This is a genomic window from Stenotrophomonas sp. PvP093, from assembly GCF_017876915.1.
Taxonomy (GTDB): Bacteria; Pseudomonadota; Gammaproteobacteria; order Xanthomonadales; family Xanthomonadaceae; genus Stenotrophomonas; species Stenotrophomonas muris.
This window is the reverse complement of record NZ_JAGIOX010000004.1, coordinates 193,722-215,055: the sequence shown is the minus strand read 5'-3', so window position 1 is coordinate 215,055 and position 21,334 is coordinate 193,722. Positions and strand designations below refer to the sequence as shown.

The following is a 21,334-nucleotide window of genomic DNA, read 5'->3' as shown; positions in this document are numbered from 1 at the left end:
CGGCAGGCCTCAGTGCGACTTTTCGTCGGTGTTGCCGTTCGGGTCGACCGCCGGCATCGCCGCCAGCTGCGCCGTGGTGGCCGCCACCGCCTTCACCTGCTGGCCCAGCGCTACCGCACTGCCGTTGCTGACGATCACCCGCTCGCCAGCCTTCAGGCCCTGCGTGATCTGCCACTGGTTGCCCACCACCTGGCCGGTGCTGACCCGCCGCTCGACCACGCGATCCTTTGCGTCGAGCAGGCGCAGCAGCGGCTCGCCACGTTCATTGCGCAGCACCGCCTTCTGCGGCACCAGCAGGGCACGCGCATCGGTGGCCATCGGCAACACCGCCTTCAGGTACATGCCCGGCAGAAGCAGGCCCTCCGGGTTCGGAATGACCGCGCGCAGCACCACGTTGCCGGTGCCTGGATCGACTGCGCTGCCGACGAACTCCAGCGTGCCCTCATGGGCATAGGTGCTGCCGTCCTCCAGCAGCACCTTCACCTGGGCCTTGCCATCGATGGCCTTCACCAGGCCGGCGTCGAGCTGCTTGCGCAGCGCCAGCATCTGCGTGCTGGACTGGGTCACATCCAGATAGACAGGGTCCAGCCGTTGAATGGTCGCCAGTGCCGCGTCCTGGCCGGCGGCGACCAGCGCGCCGGCGGTGACGCTGGAGGTACCGATGCGGCCGTCGATCGGTGCGGTCACCCGGGTGTAGTCGAGGTTGATGCGGGCGGCCTGCAATGCCGCGCGCGCGGCAATCACGTTGGCCTGGGCCTGCTTCAGTGCCGAGGTGGCATCGTCGGCGTCCTGCTTGCTGGCCGCGTCCATGCCCAGCAGCGTGCGGGTGCGCTCGGCCTTCGGCTGCGCCGACAGCACAGCGGCCTCGGCCTGCGCCAGCTGGCCACGCGCGGTATCGAAGGCGGCCTGGTACGGCGCCGGATCGACCTGGTACAGCAGCTGCCCGGCCTTGACCTGCTGGCCTTCGGTGAACAACCGCTGGCGGATCAGCCCACCGATCTGCGGCCGCACCTCGGACACCTCGAACGGCACCGCCCGGCCGGGCAGGGTCTGCTGCAGCGCCAGCGGTTGCGCGCGGGCGGTGACGACGCCGACTTCGGGGGTGGCCGGGGCCTCGGTCCTGCCCGCCGAGCAGGCCGCCAGGGCCAGCAGCAGGGGCAACAACAACGCACGGGGGGAGCGGAACAGCGGACGCAGGAGTGACATGGGGGGCGTGGGGGCCTTTCGTTGACCCGTGCACGCTGCCGTGAAAGTGTGCAGAGAATATGGAGATTGTGCGACCGGCTCAGCGGGCGCTTGCTTTCGGCGCCGCATGCGCCGCTAATGGCCCGGCGATGGCGAAGATTCGATTCAAATTCGGCCTGACCGCGAAGACCTTCCTCGCGATCTTCACCGCCTGCCTGCTGGTGCTGGCAGTGAACGGCATTGCCAGCCGCGTGGCGTTCCAGACCGGCTTCCTGGACTACCTCAACGACCAGGGCGACCTGCGCATGCAGCGCGTGATGCCACACCTGCAGCGCGAGTACCGCACGCACGGCGGCTGGGAGCATCTGCGCGGCGACAGTGACCGCTGGGCGCGGCTGCTGCGCCCGGACCTGGGCCATGGGCACGAGGGGCCCGTGCCGCCGCTGTCCGACCAGACCGGCGTTCCCTCGCGGCTGGGCCTGTTCGATGCGCAGCATCGGTTCGTGGCCGGCAACCCGGACGCGATCAGCGACGACGAGCCGCATCCGGTGCAGCTGGACGGGCACACCGTCGGCTGGCTGGGCATGGTGCCGTTCCAGACCGTCATCGCCACCAACGACCTGAATTTCTACAACACCCAGATGCGCGCATGGTGGGTGATCGGCATCTCACTGCTGCTGGTGACCGTAGTGCTGGCCTGGCTGGTGTCGCGCGCGCTGCGCCAGCGCCTGGCCAAGCTGGCCGCCGCCACTCACCGGCTCGCCGCCGGCGACTACGCCACCCGCATCGAGCGCACCAGCGATGACGAGCTGGATGCACTGGTCAACGACTTCAACCGGATGGCGCAGGCGCTGGACGACACCGAGCGCAACCGCCGCGCCTTCATTGCCGACATCTCGCACGAACTGCGCACGCCGCTGGCGGTGGTGCGCGCCGAACTGGAGGCCATCGAGGATGGTATCCGCCCGCTGGACCGCGCCAACCTGGGTGCCCTGCAGGGCGAGATCCGCCAGCTGGGCAAGCTGATCGACGACCTGCACGACCTGTCGATGACCCAGTCCGGCGGCCTGGCCTACCGCTTCGCCCCGCTGGACCTGGTGGCGCTGGTGCGTAGCGAGCTCAATGGCATGCGCGTGCGCTTCTCCACGGCGGGGCTGGCACTGGAAGAAGCGCTGCCCGCCACACCGCTGCAGGTGTCCGGTGACGAGCGCCGCCTGCAGCAGGTGCTGGCCAACCTGCTGGAAAACGCACTGCGCTATACCCATGGCGGCGGCCGCGTGCGCGTGCAGGCTGCGCGCGTGCCCGCCGGCGTGCAGCTGATCGTGGAAGACACCGCGCCGGGCGTACCGGCCGACAAGTGCGCGCTGCTGTTCGAGCGCTTCTACCGGGTGGAGAGTTCGCGCAACCGCGCCAGCGGCGGCAGCGGGCTGGGCCTGGCCATCAGCCACAACATCATCCTCGCCCACCACGGCCATATCCACGCCGAGCCCTCGCCGCTGGGCGGGCTGCGCGTGGTCGTCACCCTGCCGGAGTCCGCATGAGCCTGTCCCCCGCCGCGTCCGCGAAGATCCTGATCGTCGAGGATGAGCCACGCCTGGCCTCGGTGCTGCGTGACTACCTGGCCGCCGCCGGCATGACCAGCGAATGGGTGGACGATGGCGGCCAGGTGATCGACGCATTCGCCCGCTACCAGCCCGACCTGATGCTGCTGGACCTGATGCTGCCGCAACGCGATGGCGTGGACCTGTGCCGCGAACTGCGCGCCGGCAGCGATGTACCGGTGATCATGGTCACGGCGCGGGTGGAAGAGATCGACCGCCTGCTGGGCCTGGACATCGGTGCCGACGACTACATCTGCAAGCCGTTCAGTCCGCGCGAGGTGGTGGCGCGGGTGGTGGCAGTGCTGCGCCGTTACCGCCCGGACCCCGCTGCACGCGCCAACAGCGGGCTGCATATCGACGAACCGGCGGCACGCGCCACCTGGAACGGCAAGGGCCTGGACCTGACGCCGGTGGAATACCGCCTGCTGCGCACCCTGCTGGCCACGCCCGGCCGGATCTGGGCGCGCGATGAGCTGCTCGACCGCCTCTACCTGGACCACCGCGTGGTGGTCGACCGCACCGTCGACAGCCATGTGCGCAACCTGCGCCGCAAGCTGGCCGACGCCGGCATGGAAGGCGAACCGATCCGTTCGGTGTACGGCATGGGCTACAGCTACGAACCCTAGCCGGTAGTGCCGGCCGCTGGCCGGCAACCGCAGAATTCCAGGTGCGCCCATTGAGGTTGCCGGCCAGCGGCCGGCACTACCCGTGCGCAACTGCGCTACAGTCGAGAACGCTCGACATCAACGGATCACGACTGCATGGACGACATCCACCCGATCGCGCCGGACAAGCGCGCCGCCATTCTTTCCAGCCTCGCCGACATCGAACAGCGACACGACGTGCGCGTTCTGCTGGCGTGCGAGTCCGGCAGCCGTGGCTGGGGCTTCTCTTCGCCGGACAGCGACTACGATGCACGCTTCATCTACGTGCATCGCCAGCCGTGGTATCTCACCGTCAACGAGAGCACCGGCCCCGGCGATGCGCAGCGGGATGTGATCGAACTGCCGATCGACGATGAGCTCGATGTCAGCGGCTGGGACCTGCGCAAGGCATTACGCCTGGTTTCAAAATCCAATCCGACACTGATTGAATGGCTGCGCTCGCCGATCATCTACCAGCAGGATCACACCGCAGTGTCGCAGCTTTGGAAGGCAGCTGAGTCGTTCTATTCACCACTGGGCACGTGGTGGCACTACTTCAACATGGCGCGCTCGAACCATCGCGGTTACCTGCGTGGCGAAACGGTACGCACGAAGAAGTACCTGTACGTGCTGCGCCCGCTGCTGGCCTGCCAGTGGATCGAGTACGAACAGACCCCCCCGCCGATGGCCTTCGAGGACCTGCTGGACCGGCTGCTGACGCACGGCCCGGTGCGTGAAGCCATCGATGCCCTGCTGGCGGTTAAACGCGCCAGTGCCGAGGTCAGTGCCGGACCACGCATCGCGGCGATCAGCGATTTCATCGATCGTGAACTGGCCATCCGGACTGCGCAGGCGCCGCAGCTGCCCGCTGGACACGGTGATGCGGCGTGGCTGGATGAGCTGTTCCGGCAGATGCTGGCCGAGCACGCGCCGATCTGAGCGGCTGCACCTGACTCGGGTAGTGCCGGCCGCTGGCCGGCAACCGCAGAATTCCAGGTACGCCCATGACGTTGCCGGCCAGCGGCCGGCACTACCACGCAGGTATCATCGCGGTGAACGCCCTGATTTCCGGAGACACCGATGAACCCGCTGCGCCCCTTCCGCGACAAGATGCCCGTCCTCGGCCAGCGCGTGTACATCGATCCGGCCTGCACCCTCATCGGTGACGTGGAACTGGCCGAGGACGTATCAGTGTGGCCGGGTACGATCATCCGCGGCGACGTCAATTACGTCCGCATCGGTGCGCGCACCAATGTGCAGGACGGCACCATCATCCACGTCAGCCACCACAGCCCGTACAACAAGGCCGGCTACCCGACCCTGATCGGCGAAGGCGTGACCGTCGGCCATGGCTGCATCATCCACGCCTGCACCATCGGTGATTACAGCCTGATCGGCATGGGCGCGTGCATCCTCGATGGCGCCCGTGTGGAACGCCATGGCTTCGTCGGTGCCGGAGCGGTGGTCGGCCCGGGCAAGGTGGTCGGTGAAGGTGAGCTCTGGGTGGGCAACCCGGCCCGCCCGGCGCGCACGCTGAGCGACAGGGAGATCGAGTCGCTGCACTATTCGGCCGACCACTACGTGCGGCTGAAGGACGAATACCTGGGCTGAACGGCCAACGCCGCCATGCGGCTCTGCTAAAGTCTGGGCCCGACCAGGACCTGTCGAGACCCCCATGCCTGTGGCTGCCTGCCGGAGAGGACTCCGCCGCCCACAACGAAGGCCATCGCACTGATGGCCGCACCGATGCTCGATACCTACCGCGAGGTGGTGACGCCGGAGGGTGTGCCGCTGCAGTTGCCGGCGGCCGGCCCGGTGCCCCGGGCGATGGCCTGGCTGATCGATCTGGGCGTGCGCATCGCGGTGCTGGTGCTGATGTCGATTCCGCTGGCACTGCTGGATTCGTTCGGCTCCGGGCTCGGCCTGGTGCTGATGTTCCTGGTCTACTGGGCCTACCCGATCGTCTGCGAAGCGCGGTGGGGCCGCACCCTGGGCAAGCGCGCACTGGGCCTGCACGTGCTCGCGCGCGATGGCGCGCCGGTGGGCTGGATGGCTGCCATCACCCGCAACCTGCTGCGCACCGTGGACATGCTGCCGTTCGGCTATGCACTGGGCCTGATCAGCAGCCTGTTCGATTCCCACGGCCGCCGCCTCGGCGACCTGGTGGCCGGTACCGTGGTGGTGCATGCACCGGTGCTGTACCTGCCGCCTCCGCCCACCATCGACAGCGTGCTGGCCCCGCCGCAGCCGCTGCGACCGGAAGAACAGGCGGCGCTGATGGCCTTCGCCGAGCGCGCGCCGCGGCTGTCGGCGGCACGCCAGCAGGAACTGGCCGGCATTGCCGAGCCACTGACCGGCACCCACGGCCAGGTCGGCGTGCTGCGCCTGTATGCCATGGCCAACTGGCTGCTGGGGCGGCGATGAAGCAGGAACAGTTCGTCGCCCGCTACCAGCAGGAATGGCAGGACCTGGAACACTGGCTGCTGCTGCGCGCCGGTGCTTCGCGCCGCACGCGGCGCAAGGCCAGCGCGCTCGCGCTGGACGATACCGCCTTCCCGCAGCGCTACCGGCGCCTGTGCCAGCAGCTGGCGCTGGCCCGCGAGCGCGGCTACAGCCCGCAGCTGGTGCAGCGCCTGCAGCAGTTGATGCAGCAGGGCCACAGCGTGCTGTACCGCACGCCGCCGACGCGCTGGCGCGGTGCGCTGGAATTCCTGGTGGCCGACTTCCCGTTGCTGGTGCGCAGCCAGGCGCGCAGCATGTGGGTGGCGCTGGCGATGTTCGCGCTGCCGGCGCTGGCCTGCTTCGTGCTGGTGCAGGTCTATCCGGACCTGATCCACATGGTGATGGACAACCGCCAGATCGCCGAGATGGAGCGCATGTACGATCCGGCCGCCGAGCGCCTGGGACGCGACAGCGGCACCGACTGGATGATGTTCGGCCACTACATCCTCAACAACATCAGCATCGCCCTGCGTACCTTCGCCAGCGGCCTGCTGGCCGGCCTGGGCACGCTGCTGGTGCTGCTGTTCAACGGCGTGATCATCGGTTCGGTGGCGGGCCACCTGCAGCACATCGGCCATGGTGATCCGTTCTGGCGCTTCGTCGCAGGCCATGGTGCCTTCGAGCTGACCGCGATCGTGATCGCCGGCGGTGCCGGTCTGCAGCTGGGCATGAAACTGCTGGCACCCGGCCGGCGCAGCCGCCTGGATGCACTGGTCGAGGGCGGCCGCATCGGTGCGCGCCTGTGCCTGGGCGTGGCGTTCATGCTGCTGGTGGCCGCGTTCATCGAAGCCTTCTGGTCGTCGATTGCCGAAGTGCCGGCGTGGGGCAAGTTCAGCGTGGCCGGCATGCTGTGGGCCGGCGTGCTGCTGTGGCTGTGGCGCGGCGGACGCGGAGGCGGCCATGCGCATTGACCACCTGGACGTGGTGCTGCGCGCGCGCAGCGGCTGGGAAGCAATGGAGCTGGGCAGTGCCCTGTCGCGCCGCCACGCACGCGCGGTATGGGGCAGCTGGCTGCTGGCCAGTGCGCCGCTGTTCGTGGTCTTCAACGCGCTGGGCTGGTGGCTGGATGCATTCGGCTGGGCGTGGCTGGCGATGTGGTGGTGCAAGCCGCTGTTCGAACGGGCGCCGCTGTACGTGCTGTCGCGTGGCATCTTCGGCGAGCCGGTCGGTACGCTGGCGGCCCTGCGCGCGCAACGCAGCTGGGGCAATGCAGGTTTCTGGGGCTACCTGGGCTGGCGCCGTTTCAGCGTGCTGCGCAGCCTGTGCCTGCCGGTGAACCTGCTGGAGGGCAATGCGCCGGCCCAGCGCGGTGCACGCCGCCGCGCTGTGGCCGCTGGTGCGGCGGGTGCCGCCGCCGTGCTGACCGTGGCCTGCATGGCGTTTGAAGCGGTGCTGGTGTCCGGTGCGATCGGCGCGGTGTTCATGTTCATGCCGCTGGAGCTGATGTCCGAATCATGGCGTGCCGCGTGGGACATGATCGGCCAGGACACACCCGCCTGGGCGCGGGCCGGCTTCAACCTGGCGTGCTGGCTGGCCTCGGTGCTGATCGGTCCGTTCTACGTCGGCGCCGGCTTCGGCCTGTACTTGAACCGGCGCACGCAGATGGAAGCGTGGGACGTGGAGATCGCCCTGCGCCGCCTGCGCGAGCGGCTGCTGCCGGCGGCATCCACGCTGGCCCTGCTGCTGTGCCTTGCCCTGCCGCTGGCCTACGCGCCAGTGCATGCGCAGGACGCGCAGACGGCCGCAGAACAGGCAGACGATGCCGGAGAGGACGAGGACAGCGCGGAGGAACCGGCCACTGCGGCGAACGATCCGGCCAATGCACCGGCCATGATCTTCGGTGCAGCGCCAGTGGACACCGCCGGCTTCCGCCAGGCGGTGAACCGCGCCTATGAAGATCCGCTGCAGCGCCCGACCCGCCAGGTCACGCGCTGGAAGCCGATCGAGCAGGCCGAGGAAAAAAAGAAGGAAGACAAGCAGCTGCAGCGTGACACCAACAGCAAGGGTGAACGCAAAACGCGCAAGGACGGCATCGCCTGGCTGGCACGCCTGGCCGAGTGGGGCCTGTGGGGCCTGCTGGGCGTCCTGCTGCTGGTGCTGCTGCTGACCGCACGGCTGTGGCTGCCGTGGCTGCGCGGCAGTGGCCGGCGCAAGGCCGAGGCCGCACCGGAGGTAGTGGAAGAACCGGTGGAACTGCCGGTCGTGCTGCCGCCGGACGTGGCCACCCAGGCCGGCCTGCTGTGGGACCAGGGGCGGCCGCGGCAGGCGCTGGCCCTGCTGTACCGCGCCAGCGTGCGCACGGTGGGCGAGCGCAGCGGCATCGCGCTTCCGCCCGGTGCTACCGAAGCGCAATGCCTGCGCGCGTCGCGGCGCATGCCCGATGCCACCGACCGTGACCTGTTCGCGCGCATCGTGCGCATGTGGCAGTACGCCGCCTACGGTGGCCGCCTGCCCAGCCGCGCCGATTTCGATGCATTGGCCGATACCCTGCGCCGGCAGTACAGGTGGCTGGCATGAGTCCGCGCCTGTTCTGGTCGCTGCTGCTGGGCGCGCTGGTGCTGTTCGGCGTGCCGCTGACGATCCTTTACCTGCGCACGCACGAACGCGTGACCGAGACCGTGCAGCTGCCACCGCAGGGCGAAGCTGGCTACAACCCGCTGTACGTGCTGGGCCAGGCCCTGCGTGCCGATGGCATCGAGGTGCACTCGCGGCCGCGGCTGGACCTGCAGCAGATGGCGCTGGGCCCGCACGATACGGTGGTGCTGCTGCAGGACAGCAGCGAGCTGCCGGCGCCGGCGGCCAGGGCCCTGTTGGCCTGGGTTGATGGTGGTGGCCATCTGCTGGTGCGTACGCCGCCGCCCGCCGAGGACGACGCCAGCAGCACGCAGGGGCCCCTGCTGGACCAGCTGGGCGTGGACAGCCTGTATCAGCAAAGCGACTGCCAGCCATTCCACGTCATCGATGATCCCAGCCACGTCGAGTTCTGCGGCGGCCGTCGCTTCACGCTGGGCTTTGCCGCCAATGCGCGGGCCGAACGGCGCTGGGGCAACGAGCACAGCCTGGTGTTCGCACGCCTGCACCATGGCCAGGGCAAGGTGAGCGTGCTGGCCGACATGGAATTCATGCGCGGCGAGGTGGATTCGCCGGCGGCACGCCTGGCGTCGGCCGCAGGCAGGGCCAGTGATGGCCTGCACGATCTCTCGCACCGCGACCTGACCCGTTACCTGCTCGACCCGAATTACGGCAAGGGAGCGTTCTGGCTGGTCTATGCCAGCCGCCCGCCGTCACTGTGGGCGCGCCTGTTCTACCAGGGCTGGCCGCTGTGGGCGCCGCTGCTGCTGGCCCTGCTGGGCTGGTTGTGGGCCCGCTCGCAGCGCTTCGGCAGCCTGCTGCCGTCGCCGGTGCTGGAACGCCGCTCGCTGCTGGAACACGTGCGTGCCAGTGGCGAGCTGCTGCTGCGCTTCGGCCACGGCACGCGCCTGTACGACGCCGTGTTCGTCCTGTTCCTGCATCGCCTGCGCCTGCGCGCACCAGTAGCCGCTGCACTGGACGGTGCGCCGCGCGATCAGGCCATCGCCGAGCTGCTGAAATGGCCGCAAGGCCGTATTGCCAGCGCGCTCACGCCCCCGCCACCGCACGATTCCTCCGCCCTGCGCGAGCGCATCCGCTTGCTGCTCCAGATGAGATCCCTGCTATGACCGAAGTCCCCGAGCTGCCGGCGGCCGCCAACGCCCGCCTGATCGAACGCGTCGATGCCATCCGCACCGCCGTTGGACACGCCTTCATCGGCCAGGCCGATGTACTGGACCAGATCCTGGTGGCGCTGCTGGCCGGTGGCCACGTGCTGATCGAAGGCGTGCCCGGTCTGGGCAAGACCCTGCTGGTGCGTGCACTGGCACAGGCCCTGGAGCTGGACTACGGGCGCGTGCAGTTCACCCCCGACCTGATGCCCAGCGACGTCAGTGGCCACGCGGTGTACGACCCCAAGAGCGAGAGCTTCAAGATCCGTCGCGGCCCGGTGTTCACCAACCTGCTGCTGGCCGACGAGATCAACCGTGCCCCGGCCAAGACCCAGTCGGCCCTGCTGGAAGTGATGCAGGAAGGCCAGGTGACCATCGAAGGCAAGGCCTTCACCCTGGCGCCGCCGTTCATGGCGCTGGCTACGCAGAACCCGCTGGAACAGGAAGGCACCTACCCGTTGCCGGAAGCACAGCTGGACCGCTTCCTGCTGAAGGTGCTGATCGACTACCCGCAGCTGGAGGACGAGAAGCGCATGGTGACCGCGATCACCAGTGGCCGTGCCGCCAGCGATTTCGACCTGAGCCAGGTGCCGCGTGTATTGGGGGCCGGCGAGCTGCTGGAACTGCAGCGCGCGACCGCGGCGATCACCGTCGATGACGAAGTGATCGACTACGCGGTACGGATTGTGGCGGCCACGAGGCAGTGGCCGGGCATCGCGGTCGGCGCTGGCCCCCGCGGCAGCATCGCGCTGGTGCGTGCCTCGCGCGCGCAGGCGGTGCTGGCCGGCCGTGACTTCGTCACGCCGGACGACGTGCGCGACATTGCGCGCCCGGCGCTGCGCCACCGCATTGCACTGGCCCCGGAGCTGCAGATCGAAGGCCAGGACGCCGACGACGTGCTGGGCGCGCTGCTGGCCAAGGTGGAAGCACCGCGCCGATGAGACCGGCCCCGCTGCTGCTGGCGCTGCTGCTGGCCTGGGCTGCCCTGGGCGGCCTGGTGCTGGGCGGGTGGCTGCCGCGCTGGAGCTGGGCGCTGGCAGCCGTCGTCATCGCGCTGCCCGCCTTGTGGGATCTGTGGCGGCAGTCGCGGCGTCCGTCGCCGCAGGTACAGCGCGAGCTGCCCGAAGCGCTGGCGCTGGGCGTGCGCCGCGAGGCGGCGCTGCGCCTGCAGGCCGAGCAATCGATGACGGTGCAGGTGTTCGACCTGGTGCCCGGCGGCTGGCCGCTGGAAGCGCTGCCGCAGCGCGTGCGCCTGCAGGCCGGTACGGCGTCCACCCTGCACTACCACCTGCAGCCGCTGCAGCGTGGGCACTTCCGCTTCGAGGGGGTGCACCTGCGCATGCGTTCGCCGTGGCGCCTGTGGTGGCAGCAACGCACGCTGCCGCCGGCGCTGGAGGTGCGGGTCTATCCGAACTTCGTGCCGCTCACCCGCTTCGCATTGTTCAGTGCCGACCAGGCGTCGCGGCTGGTCGGTGCGCACGTGAAGCGCCGCCGTGGCGAAGGCACCGATTTCCACCAGATGCGCGAGTACCGCATCGGCGACAGCCTGCGCCAGCTCGACTGGAAGGCCACCGCGCGTGCGCGCAAGCTGATCTCGCGCGAATACCAGGACGAGAAGAACCAGCAGCTGCTGCTGATGCTGGACAGTGGCCGGCGCATGCTGGCCAGCGAAGGGGGGCTCTCGCACTTCGACCATGCCTTGAACGCCTCGCTGGTGGTGGCTTACCTGGCGCTGCGCCAGGGCGACGCTGCCGGCCTGTACGCTGCCGGGGGCGAACGCCGCTGGGTGGCGCCGCAGCGCGGCATGGGTACGGTCGAGCACCTGCTGCGCGCCAGCTACGACCTGCAGCCACGCGCGGTGGCCACCGATTACCTGGCCGCCGCCACCGAGGTGTCGCTGCGCCAGCGCCGGCGTGCGCTGGTGATGCTGGTCAGCAACGTGCGTGATGAGGACATCGAAGACCTGCTGGCGGCAGTGCGCCTGCTGCAGCGGCGCCACCTGGTGTGCGTGGCCAGCCTGCGCGAACGCGAGCTGGACGGCGCACTGGAGGGCGAGGTGCAGACACTGGAAGACGCCACCCAGGCCGGTGCCGCCGCGCTGTACCTGCAGCAACGCGCGAAGGCGCATGAGGCCCTGCGCAGCGAAAAGGTGATGGTGCTGGACGTGACCGCCGATGCCCTGCCCGGCGCGCTGGTGGAACGCTATCTGGCGGTGAAGCGCGAAGGGCTGCTCTGATACCCGCGATCGCTCTGGTAGGTGCCAACCTTGGTTGGCACGGAATCCACAGCGCCGACCAGGGTCGGCATCTACCAAAACCGGTTGCCGGCCAGCGGCCGGCGCTACCCCCTGCAACAACCGCCGCATCGCCTTGGTAGGTGCCAACCTTGGTTGGCACGAACCCACAGCGCCGACCGAGGTCGGCATCTACCAAAACCGGTTGCCGGCCAGCGGCCGGCGCTACCCCCTGCAACAACCGCCGCATCGCCCTGGTAGGTGCCAACCTTGGTTGGCACGAACCCACAGCGCCGACCGAGGTCGGCATCTACCAAAACCGGTTGCCGGCCAGCGGCCGGCACTACCCCTGCGGCAGCCGATGCATCGCCCTGGAAGGTGCCAACCTTGGTTGGCACGAAATCCACAGCGCCGACCAAGGTCGGCATCTACCAAAACCGGTTGCCGGCCAGCGGCCGGCACTACCCCTGCAACAATCGATGCATCGCCCTGGTAGGTGCCAACCTTGGTTGGCACGAAATCCACAGCGCCGACCAAGGTCGACATCTACCAAAACCGGTTGCCGGCCAGCGGCCGGGACTACCCCTGCAACAACCGATGCATCGCCCTGGTAGGTGCCAACCTTGGTTGGCACGAAATCCACAGCGCCGACCAGGGTCGGCATCTACCAAAACCGGTTGCCGGCCAGCGGCCGGCACTACCCCTGCAACAACCGATGCATCGCCCTGGTAGGTGCCAACCTTGGTTGGCACGAACCCACAGCGCCGACCAAGGTCGGCATCTACCAAAACCGGTTGCCGGCCAGCGGCCGGCACTACCCCTGCAACAATCGATGCATCGCCCTGGTAGGTGCCAACCTTGGTTGGCACGAAATCCACAGCGCCGACCAAGGTCGACATCTACCAAAACCGGTTGCCGGCCAGCGGCCGGGACTACCCCTGCAACAACCGATGCATCGCCCTGGTAGGTGCCAACCTTGGTTGGCACGAAATCCACAGCGCCGACCAGGGTCGGCATCTACCAGAACCGGTTGCCGGCCAGCGGCCGGCACTACCCCTGCAACAACCGATGCATCGCCCTGGTAGGTGCCAACCTTGGTTGGCACGAAATCCACAGCGCCGACCAAGGTCGACATCTACCAAAACCGGTTGCCGGCCAGCGGCCGGCACTACCCCTGAAGCAACCGACGTTGCAACCGCTCCACCGCACGCTGCAGCAGCACTCGGTTGCGGCCCAGCTTCATCCACTGCGGCAGGCGCGAGAACATCGAACCGTTGGTAACGCCCGCGCGCTCGCGCAGAGGCGCGGCAGCGTAGTCGTGCAGTGCCTGCAGATGGGCTTCGTTGTAGGCCCACAGCACGCCGGCCGCAGTCTTTTCGACCAGCCGCAGCGGCAAGCCAAAATGCGGATCGATCGCCTCATTGCCACGCCATCGCGACAACGTGACCTCCACCTCGCTGCTGCGTCCGCACTGACTGCAGTCCGCCGCCAGCGTCCGCAACGGCGACACTGCACGCGCACGGTGCAGCTCGGCGCGGACCCATTTGTGCCCGCAGTATCCGCAGGGACGATAGCCGCTGTAGCGCACGGGCCCGACCCAGTCGCCCGCGGCACAGCAACCGCAGCCGCATCCACTGTCGAGGGCTGCGCTGCAGCCCAGGCAGCGGAAACGTCGCGATTCCGGCGTCCGCACCACCCAGCCGGGCGTATCGCAGCGGTGGCAGCGCACCGCGATGCGGTCCGAATAGCGCCACAGGGCGTGGCCGTCGTCCAGATGCCGGCCCGGCAGCGGCGCAGGCCGCAGGCCGCGATTGCGCCGCACCGTCATCAGACGTAGATCCGCGTCGGCGCCTCGTCGACGATCGCGTGCGGCACGAAGCGCGCACTGTCGCGGGTGATCGCGCTGTCATCCTCGCGGATGCCGATGCCGCAGGCATGGTCACCGATCACCCAACTGCCGATCAGCGGATAGCCGTCTTCGAAGCGGGTGAGCGGATGCGCACGCTGGATGATCGCCGGGCCGTCGTAGGGACCGTCGCTGCGCTGGGTGCTGCCATCGGCCAGGTGCATCTCGATGTTGGCCCCTTCGCGCGAGAACAGCGGTTTGCGCACCCAGCCCGACGCCAGCGCGCTGCCGTCATCGAAATGCGCCTCCAGCAGGTTCGGATGGCCCACGTTGCGCTGCCATAGCAGCGGCAGGATGCCCTTGTTGCTCAGCACCGCCTTCCAGGCCGGTTCCAGCAGCTGCACGCCCGAGCCGGGCAGCGCGCGGCCGAATTCCTCGGCCATCAGGTCTTCCAGCGGATACAGCTTGAACAGCGTGCCGATCACCGAGTCGTCCAGCGCGGTGAAGCGTCCGTCCTCGGACAGGCCAATGTCATCGATGGCGATGGCCTGGCCATGCAGGCCGGCCTGCGACGCACAGTCGCGCAGGTACTCGACCGTGCCGCGGTCTTCCTCCGAACTGCCGACCGCGCTGAAGTACAGCGGCGGCGGCAGCTGCGCGGCGAGGTCGCCGAAACGCTCGACCAGCGCCTCATGGATGGCGTTGAACTGGTCGGCATGCTGCGGCAGGCGACCGGCATTGCGCTGGTCTTCCAGCCACTGCCACTGGAAGAAGCTGGCTTCGAACAGCGAGGTCGGCGTGTCGTAGTTCAATTCGTACAGCTTGGCCGGACCGGTACCGTCGTAGGTCAGGTCCAGGCGGCCATAGAGGTGCGGCTGGCGCTGGCGCCAGCTGTCGGCGATCCAGTCGCGGTAGTGCGACGGAATCGCCAGCTGGTCCATCAAGCGTTCGCTGCCGATGACATCACCGACCAGATCCAGCGCCATCTGGTGCAGCTCGGCGCTGGGGTCTTCGATGTCCTGTTCGATCTGGCGCAGGGTGAAGGCGTAATACGCGCGTTCATCCCAGTACGGCTGGCCGTCGATGGTGTGGAAGCGGAAACCCGCCTCTTCCGCGCGCGCCCGCCACTGGGCACGCTCGGCAATCCGGATGCGCTGCATGGGTTGATCAGCCGCCGTAGCTGCCGCTGGTGCTGCGGCGTGCGCTGGTGTTGCCGAAGCCACCACGGCTGGCAGTGACCGCACGGTTCGGCTCGCTGGTGACCGGGGCCAGGCCGGCCTTGCCAGCACCGATGCCGCTGGCGGTGTTCAGGCCACCGGTGCCGCCCGGTGCCGGGCGCGCCCAACCCGCATTCTTGTCTTGGTAAGCCGGTGCCGACGCCGGCGCCTGCGGGGCGAGGCCGCCGCGGTTGCTCAGCATCTGCGACATGAAGAAGCCCATCATCATCGGGCCGATGAACGAGGTACCGGCCGAGGTGTGCTGCTGCACGCACTGTTCCGGCTTGTAGTCCTTCTCGCAGGCTTCCTTGCTGGCGTACTTCGGCGCCGCATCGGCGGCCTGCTTCTGCGCTTCGGCGAACGCATTGCGGCACGACGACGGATCGCCGGTGGCCTCGGTGCAGGCCTCCACCGAGGTATACAGGCCTTCCTGCACCTTCACCTCCGGCTCCTTCTGGCAGGCGGTGAACAGCAGCGGCGCGGCGCTCATCAGCAGCAGCGCGGTGGTGCGGGAACGTTTCATGGCCTCATGCCCTGTCGACGGATCAATGCCCCAATGATGCCAAATCCGGGCCAGCAACCGGAATCGGCAAAGTGCGAAAGATGAACGGACTTTCATTTTCGTCGGCATTGGGGTCAGAGCCCATCGCGCCGCGATGGGATCCGACCCCAGGCGACGCACCGCTCTGGTAGGTGCCAACCTTGGTTGGCACACATCCCGCGGCGCCCGGTCATGCCCGGCGCGCTCAGCCAAGTCTCCGGCAAGAAGCCCCCTTGTTGTTCAAGGGGGGCGCGCCGAAGGCGCGGGGATAAGGGGAAATGCGCGGACCGCCAAGCCGCTGCAAGCGGTGAAGGTGGTTGCAGCAGCAACCGAAAAAATTGGCCATGATCGGCTGACCCCCACGTCGTACGGCCCGCCCGTTCCGCCCGCCATGCCCGAATACCGTTCCCGCACCTCCACCGCCGGTCGCAACATGGCCGGCGCCCGCGCCCTGTGGCGCGCCACCGGCATGAAGGACGGCGACTTCCACAAGCCGATCATCGCCATCGCCAACTCCTTCACCCAGTTCGTGCCCGGCCACGTGCACCTGAAGGATCTCGGCCAGCTGGTCGCGCGCGAGATCGAACAGGTCGGCGGTGTCGCCAAGGAATTCAACACCATCGCCGTGGACGACGGCATCGCGATGGGCCACGACGGCATGCTGTATTCGCTGCCCAGCCGCGAGATCATCGCCGACGCCGTGGAGTACATGGTCAACGCGCACTGCGCCGACGCGCTGGTGTGCATCAGCAACTGCGACAAGATCACCCCCGGCATGCTGATGGCCGCGCTGCGCCTGAACATCCCGGTGGTGTTCGTCTCCGGCGGGCCGATGGAAGCGGGCAAGACCAAGCTGTCCGAGCACAAGCTGGATCTGGTCGATGCGATGGTGGTGGCCGCCGATGACAGCGCCTCCGACGAGAAAGTCGCCGCGTTCGAGCGCAGCGCCTGCCCCACCTGCGGTTCCTGCTCGGGCATGTTCACCGCCAACTCGATGAACTGCCTGACCGAGGCGCTGGGCCTGTCGCTGCCCGGCAACGGCACCACGCTGGCCACCCACGCCGACCGTGAGGCGCTGTTCCGCCGCGCCGGCCGCCTGATCGTCGAACTCTGCCATCGCTGGTATGGCGGCGAAGACCCCAGCGCACTGCCGCGCGGCATCGCCACCCAGGCCGCGTTCGCCAATGCGATGACCCTGGACATCGCCATGGGCGGCTCCACCAATACCATCCTGCATCTGCTGGCCGCCGCACAGGAGGCGGAGGTCGACTTCGACCTGACCCACATCGACGCGCTGTCGCGGCGCGTACCGCAGCTGTGCAAGGTGGCGCCGAACACGCCGAAGTACCACATCGAGGACGTGCACCGCGCCGGCGGCGTGTTCGGCATCCTCGGTGAACTGGACCGTGCCGGCCTGCTCGATACCACGGTGCCGACCGTGCACAGCGCCAGCCTGGCCGACGCGCTGGAACGCTGGGACGTAGTGCGCAGTGACAACGACACCCTGCATGCCTTCTTCAAGGCCGGCCCGGCCGGCATCCCTACCCAGGAGGCCTTCAGCCAAGCCACGCGCTGGCCGACCCTGGACATGGACCGCGCCGAGGGCTGCATCCGCTCGCTGCAGCATGCGTACTCACTGGAAGGCGGCCTCGCCGTGCTGCGTGGCAATCTGGCCGTGGATGGCTGCGTGGTGAAAACCGCCGGCGTGGACGAATCGATCCACGTGTTCGAAGGCCCCGCGCGTGTCTATGAAAGCCAGGACGCCGCCGTCGCCGGCATCCTCGCCGACGAGGTGCAACCGGGTGAGGTAGTGGTGATCCGCTACGAAGGGCCGAAGGGCGGCCCCGGCATGCAGGAAATGCTCTACCCGACCAGCTACCTGAAGTCGAAGGGACTGGGCAAGCAGTGCGCGCTGCTCACCGATGGCCGTTTCTCCGGCGGCACCTCGGGCCTGTCGATCGGCCACGTCTCGCCGGAAGCCGCCAGCGGCGGTGTCATCGGTCTGGTGGAGAACGGCGACCGCATCCGCATCGACATCCCGGCCCGCCGCATCGACCTGCTGCTGGATGAGGCCACGCTGGCCCAGCGCCGCGCCGACGCCGACGCCGACGCGCGTGGCTGGAAACCGCGCGCGCCACGCCCGCGCAAGGTTACCAGCGCGTTGAAGGCCTACGCCCTGCTGGCCACCAGCGCCGACAAGGGCGCCGTACGCAACACCGCCCTGCTCGGCGATTGATGCCGATCCGGTAGTGCCGGCCGCTGGCCGCCATCTGGGAAAAGGGGACGGAGGGGATTAAGTCGTGTGTGCCTCAAACGACTTAATCCCCTCCGTCCCCTTTTTTCAGCCGATCACGCGCTTGAACGGCGGCAGCGCGTCGATGATGCGCTTGCCGTAGCGGCGGGTCAGCAGCCGCGAATCAAGAATGACCACGCGGCCGGTGTCGGTGGAGGTGCGGATCAGGCGGCCGGCGAACTGGGTCAGCGTGCGCAGCGCATGCGGAATGGCGATCAGGTTGAACGCGTTGAGCCCGCGTCCCTCGAACCACTCGCTGAGGGTGGCGGTCTGCGGGTCGGTCGGCACGGCGAACGGCACCTGGGTGATCACCACCGTGGTGCAGGCCTCGCCGGGCAGGTCGAGGCCCTCGCCGAACGAGTTCAGGCCGAACAGCACCGAGCCCTCGCCTGCCTCGACACGCCGCAGGTGTTCCTCGATCAGCCGGGTCTTGGACATCTCGCCCTGCACCAGCACCTGCTTGCGGCGCGCAGCCGGCATCAGCCCGGCCACCTTCTCCATCTTCCAGCGCGAGGTGAACAGCACCATCGAGCCCTTGGCCCAGTCCAGTTCGGTGTCCAGGTAGCGCGCCACTTCGCGCGGGTGGCCTTCGCGGTCGTCCGGCGTGACCGGGAACTTCGGCACGATCAGTTCGGCCTGGTTGGGCAGGTCGAACGGCGACGACAGCGAGACCATCTCGGCCTCTTCCGGAATGCCGTTGTCGATCGCCAGCGCCTGGAAGTCGCCACCGCCGGTCAGCGTCGCCGAGGTCATCACCACCGAGTCCACTTCATCCCACAGCAGCTTGCGCAGCACGTGCGCGGCCGACACCGGCGAACCGTGCAGCACCAGGTCGCCATCGCGGGTGGCAGTCACCCAGCGCGCCATCGGCGGCGCGCCGTCCTTGTCTTCGCGGCGCCACGCCTGCCACAGGTTGTACTGCTGCTCGATCATCTCCAGCGCCATGCCCAGGTTGCGCTGCAGGCGCTCGCGCGCGGCATCGTCCGGCTTGCCCTTGGCCACCTGCGTGGTGGCCGCATGCGCCCAGTTGTAGAGGCTGCGGGTATCGTCGGCCAGTGCCTCGATCGGCTCGCGCCAGGCCTCGGGCAGGCGTCCATTGGCCGCGCGCCACATCGGCTCTTCGTCCGCCGGCGCCGGCATCCACACCCGCTCGATGTGATCACGGAACGCGCGCAGCTGCTTGGCCACGTTGCTGGCGACTTCGATCGCTTCGTTGGGCAGCAGGTTGCCCAGCCGGTCCTTGTCGACCGCGCGGTAGGCACCGGCGATCAGGATCTGCAGGCGGCCGGTGCGCTTGGCCATCTCGTCCAGCGCGAGGCTGGCCGCGCCCTGGTCGATCGCCACGTTGCCGATGTGATGGCCTTCGTCCAGCACCAGCAGCATGTCCGAGGGTGGCGCGATCAACGGCTGGCCGTTGTCGCTGTCACCGATCGACAGCGCCGACAGCAGCAGCGCGTGGTTGGTGACCACGATCTGTGCGTCGCGTACCGTATTGCGCGAGCGCAGCACCGCGCACTGCGCCGAATAGGCGCAGCGTCGCCCGGCACAACCCGAGGCCGGCGTGGTGATGCGGCTGCGCAGGCCGGGACTGATGGTCTCCGGCGCATTGTCGATATCGCCATCCCAGCTGCCGCTGGTGAAGGCGTCGGTCAGGCGTTTGGCGATGTCCATTTCGATCGGCGCCAGCGGCCGGTCGAACAGTGGCGCGTCATCCTCGAACATGCCGCCCTGCGAGCCCTCGCCCTGCGCCTCGGCGGCATTGCGCGTGCACAGGTAGCGGGTGCGTCCCTTGGCCAGCGCCACGGTCGCTTCCAGGCCGGTGGCCTTCAGGAAATTCGGGATATCGCGCTCGACCAGCTGCGACTGCAGCGCCACGGTGCCGGTGCTGATCACCAGTTTCTTCTTGGTGGCCAGCGCGATCGGCACGCCTGCGGTGAGGTAGCCCAGGCTCTTGCCGACGCCGGTCGGCGCCTCGACCACGCCAACGCCACCGCTTTTCGACAGCGCGCGCGACACCACGCCGATCATCTGGCTCTGCGAGCGACGGGTGGAGAAGCCGGGGGTATTGGCCTGCAGCGTCGTGTACGCCTTGCGGATCGCGTCCTTCAAGGTGTCATCGAGCGTGCGCGGAGCGGCGACGGTTTCGGTCACGCCGGGAACTACCGTAGCTGGATCAGGCCGGTCATTGTCGCATGGCCGGCCGCGTTCACTGTTGCTGGCACCCTGAACGAGCCAGCGACGACGCCCGCCGGCGCGCACGGTCCGAAGCCCGCGCCGCACAGGGGCGAAACACGCCGGGCGTGGCCCGGCGCCAGCGCTCAGGCGACCGGGGCGGGACGGCTACGCAGCAGGCGCACCAGCGCCCACACCAGCAGCACCACGCCGATGGCCTCGACCATCGCCAGCGCGAAGTGCACCACGCCGAAGATGGCGCTCATGCCCGAGATGGCGCTGAAGTTGCCGCTGCTGACCAGCCACATCGGCAGCATGCCCGCCGCCAGGCCACCCAGGCTGGACAGCAGCAACAGCAGCAGGCCGACCAGCGCGCCGGTGCGGGTGGCATCGCGCGGCGCACCGACCACCCAGACCAGGCCGACGCACAGCGCGATCAGCACCGGCAGGCGCACGCCGACCATGCTCAGCACGGTCACCATCAGGGTTGTGCTGTCCATCGGTCAGTCCTCGCCGGCCAGCACGGCCGAGCCCTGGCGCAGCGACTGGTAGACCTCGCCGGTCTGCGGGCGCACGCCGTGCCACTGCAGGAAGCTCTCGGCGGCCTGCTCGACCAGCATGCCCAGGCCGTCGACGGTATTGCGGCACTGCGCCGCACGGGCCCAGGCCAGGAAGGCGATGGCCGCCTCGCCGTAGTTCAGGTCGACGGCAGTGGTCATCGAGTTGACCAGCGACAGCGGCAGCTTGAACTCGACGTCGCGGTCGCGGCCAGCCGAGGTGGCATTGACGATCAGTTCGAAGTCGCCGAGGTCGCGCAGGTCTTCCCAGTAGCGGCTGATCGCACGGCCGGGCTCGCCCATCGCGTCGATCAGTTCGTCGGCGCGCTCCGGCGTGCGGTTGACCACCACCAGTTCGGTGATGCCGGCATCGAGCAGCGCCGGGGCGACGCTGCGCGCCGAGCCACCGGCGCCGATCATCAGCACGCGGCGGCCGCGCAGGTCCAGGCCGTGGCGGTCGGTCAGGTCGCGCACCAGGCCGATGCCATCGGTGGTGTCGCCGTGCCAGCGGTCGCCCTTGTGCAGCAGCGTGTTGACCGAGCCGGCGCGGCGCGCGCGCGCGGTCAGCGTGGTGCACACCGAGAACGCGGCTTCCTTGTGCGGCAGGGTGACGTTGGCGCCGACACCGCCCTCGGCGGCGAAGGCCTCCAGTCCGGCCAGGAACGCATCCGGGGCCAGGTCGATCGCGCGGTAGTCGATGGCGATGCCTTCCTGGCGACCGAACGTCGCGTGGATCTGCGGCGACTTCGAGTGGGCAACGGGGTGTCCGAAGACGGCGTAACGGTCGGTCATGGAATCCTCAA

18 protein-coding genes are annotated in these 21,334 nt (G+C 68.7%); 11 read left to right on the top strand and 7 right to left on the bottom strand.

The features are described 5' to 3' along the window. Nucleotides 1-9: 9 nt before the first annotated feature. The gene (gene smeA / locus J3A72_RS03665; RefSeq protein ID WP_075077035.1) at nt 10-1,206 is read right to left on the bottom strand and encodes a multidrug efflux RND transporter periplasmic adaptor subunit SmeA; all 1,197 of its coding nucleotides are present in this window, start codon (nt 1,204-1,206) and stop codon (nt 10-12) included. Nucleotides 1,207-1,334: 128 nt separating this feature from the next. On the opposite strand from smeA, the gene baeS reads away from it, so the two are divergent. From baeS to J3A72_RS03615, 10 genes are all read left to right on the top strand, one after another. After that, the gene (gene baeS, locus J3A72_RS03660; protein ID WP_046433068.1) at nt 1,335-2,726 is read left to right on the top strand and encodes a sensor histidine kinase efflux regulator BaeS; all 1,392 of its coding nucleotides are present in this window, start codon (nt 1,335-1,337) and stop codon (nt 2,724-2,726) included. Beyond that, a complete protein-coding gene (locus J3A72_RS03655) occupies nt 2,723-3,412 on the top strand; it encodes a response regulator (protein WP_075075639.1) in 690 nt (229 codons plus the stop codon). The genes baeS and J3A72_RS03655 overlap by 4 nt, the downstream gene beginning before the upstream one ends. Nucleotides 3,413-3,547: 135 nt before the next feature. After that, nucleotides 3,548-4,369: a nucleotidyltransferase domain-containing protein gene (locus J3A72_RS03650; protein ID WP_075075640.1), complete on the top strand. Its 822-nt coding sequence runs from the start codon at nt 3,548-3,550 to the stop codon at nt 4,367-4,369. A 141-nt stretch (nt 4,370-4,510) separates the two neighbouring features. Next, nucleotides 4,511-5,041 carry a gamma carbonic anhydrase family protein gene (locus J3A72_RS03645; RefSeq protein WP_075075641.1) on the top strand — a complete coding sequence of 177 codons (531 nt, stop codon included), beginning with the start codon at nt 4,511-4,513 and terminating at the stop codon, nt 5,039-5,041. A gap of 123 nt (nt 5,042-5,164) precedes the next feature. Then, a complete protein-coding gene (locus tag J3A72_RS03640) occupies nt 5,165-5,854 on the top strand; it encodes an RDD family protein (protein ID WP_014648778.1) in 690 nt (229 codons plus the stop codon). After that, nucleotides 5,851-6,843 carry a stage II sporulation protein M gene (locus tag J3A72_RS03635; RefSeq protein WP_075075642.1) on the top strand — a complete coding sequence of 331 codons (993 nt, stop codon included), beginning with the start codon at nt 5,851-5,853 and terminating at the stop codon, nt 6,841-6,843. Before J3A72_RS03640 ends, J3A72_RS03635 begins: the two co-directional genes overlap by 4 nt. Next, a complete protein-coding gene (locus tag J3A72_RS03630) occupies nt 6,833-8,449 on the top strand; it encodes a DUF4129 domain-containing protein (RefSeq protein ID WP_075075643.1) in 1,617 nt (538 codons plus the stop codon). Before J3A72_RS03635 ends, J3A72_RS03630 begins: the two co-directional genes overlap by 11 nt. Further along, nucleotides 8,446-9,630 (top strand): DUF4350 domain-containing protein, encoded by a 1,185-nt coding sequence (locus J3A72_RS03625; RefSeq protein ID WP_075075644.1) that lies wholly within the window; start codon nt 8,446-8,448, stop codon nt 9,628-9,630. The genes J3A72_RS03630 and J3A72_RS03625 overlap by 4 nt, the downstream gene beginning before the upstream one ends. Then, nucleotides 9,627-10,613 carry a MoxR family ATPase gene (locus tag J3A72_RS03620; protein ID WP_014648782.1) on the top strand — a complete coding sequence of 329 codons (987 nt, stop codon included), beginning with the start codon at nt 9,627-9,629 and terminating at the stop codon, nt 10,611-10,613. Before J3A72_RS03625 ends, J3A72_RS03620 begins: the two co-directional genes overlap by 4 nt. Then, nucleotides 10,610-11,908: a DUF58 domain-containing protein gene (locus J3A72_RS03615; protein WP_014648783.1), complete on the top strand. Its 1,299-nt coding sequence runs from the start codon at nt 10,610-10,612 to the stop codon at nt 11,906-11,908. Before J3A72_RS03620 ends, J3A72_RS03615 begins: the two co-directional genes overlap by 4 nt. 1,165 nt (nt 11,909-13,073) lie before the next feature. On the opposite strand, the gene J3A72_RS03610 is transcribed toward J3A72_RS03615, so the two are convergent. Genes J3A72_RS03610 through J3A72_RS03600 form a run of 3 tightly spaced genes read right to left on the bottom strand, consistent with a single transcriptional unit; the run spans nt 13,074 to nt 15,491 of the window. Beyond that, nucleotides 13,074-13,733, bottom strand: coding sequence for a hypothetical protein (locus J3A72_RS03610; protein ID WP_053496510.1), 660 nt, complete (start codon nt 13,731-13,733; stop codon nt 13,074-13,076). Further along, on the bottom strand, nt 13,733-14,911 hold the full coding sequence (locus J3A72_RS03605) for a glutathionylspermidine synthase family protein (RefSeq protein WP_075075617.1): 1,179 nt from the start codon (nt 14,909-14,911) through the stop codon (nt 13,733-13,735). The genes J3A72_RS03610 and J3A72_RS03605 overlap by 1 nt, the downstream gene beginning before the upstream one ends. 7 nt (nt 14,912-14,918) lie before the next feature. Beyond that, entirely contained in the window at nt 14,919-15,491 is a 573-nt protein-coding gene (locus J3A72_RS03600; protein WP_005420172.1) for a DUF1190 domain-containing protein, read from the bottom strand. Between the two features lie 409 nt (nt 15,492-15,900). Between J3A72_RS03600 and ilvD the strand changes: the two genes are divergently transcribed. Then, nucleotides 15,901-17,745 (top strand): dihydroxy-acid dehydratase, encoded by a 1,845-nt coding sequence (ilvD, locus tag J3A72_RS03595; RefSeq protein WP_075075616.1) that lies wholly within the window; start codon nt 15,901-15,903, stop codon nt 17,743-17,745. Between the two features lie 105 nt (nt 17,746-17,850). Here the strand turns inward: ilvD and dinG are convergent, their stop codons facing one another. From dinG to aroE, 3 genes are all read right to left on the bottom strand, one after another. After that, nucleotides 17,851-19,953, bottom strand: coding sequence for an ATP-dependent DNA helicase DinG (dinG, locus tag J3A72_RS03590; RefSeq protein ID WP_049404916.1), 2,103 nt, complete (start codon nt 19,951-19,953; stop codon nt 17,851-17,853). 167 nt (nt 19,954-20,120) lie between these two features. Continuing rightward, complete coding sequence (locus J3A72_RS03585) at nt 20,121-20,474, bottom strand: hypothetical protein (protein WP_014648789.1); 354 nt, start codon at nt 20,472-20,474, stop codon at nt 20,121-20,123. 3 nt (nt 20,475-20,477) lie between these two features. Continuing rightward, a complete protein-coding gene (aroE, locus tag J3A72_RS03580; RefSeq protein WP_075075615.1) occupies nt 20,478-21,323 on the bottom strand; it encodes a shikimate dehydrogenase in 846 nt (281 codons plus the stop codon). Nucleotides 21,324-21,334: the final 11 nt, after the last annotated feature.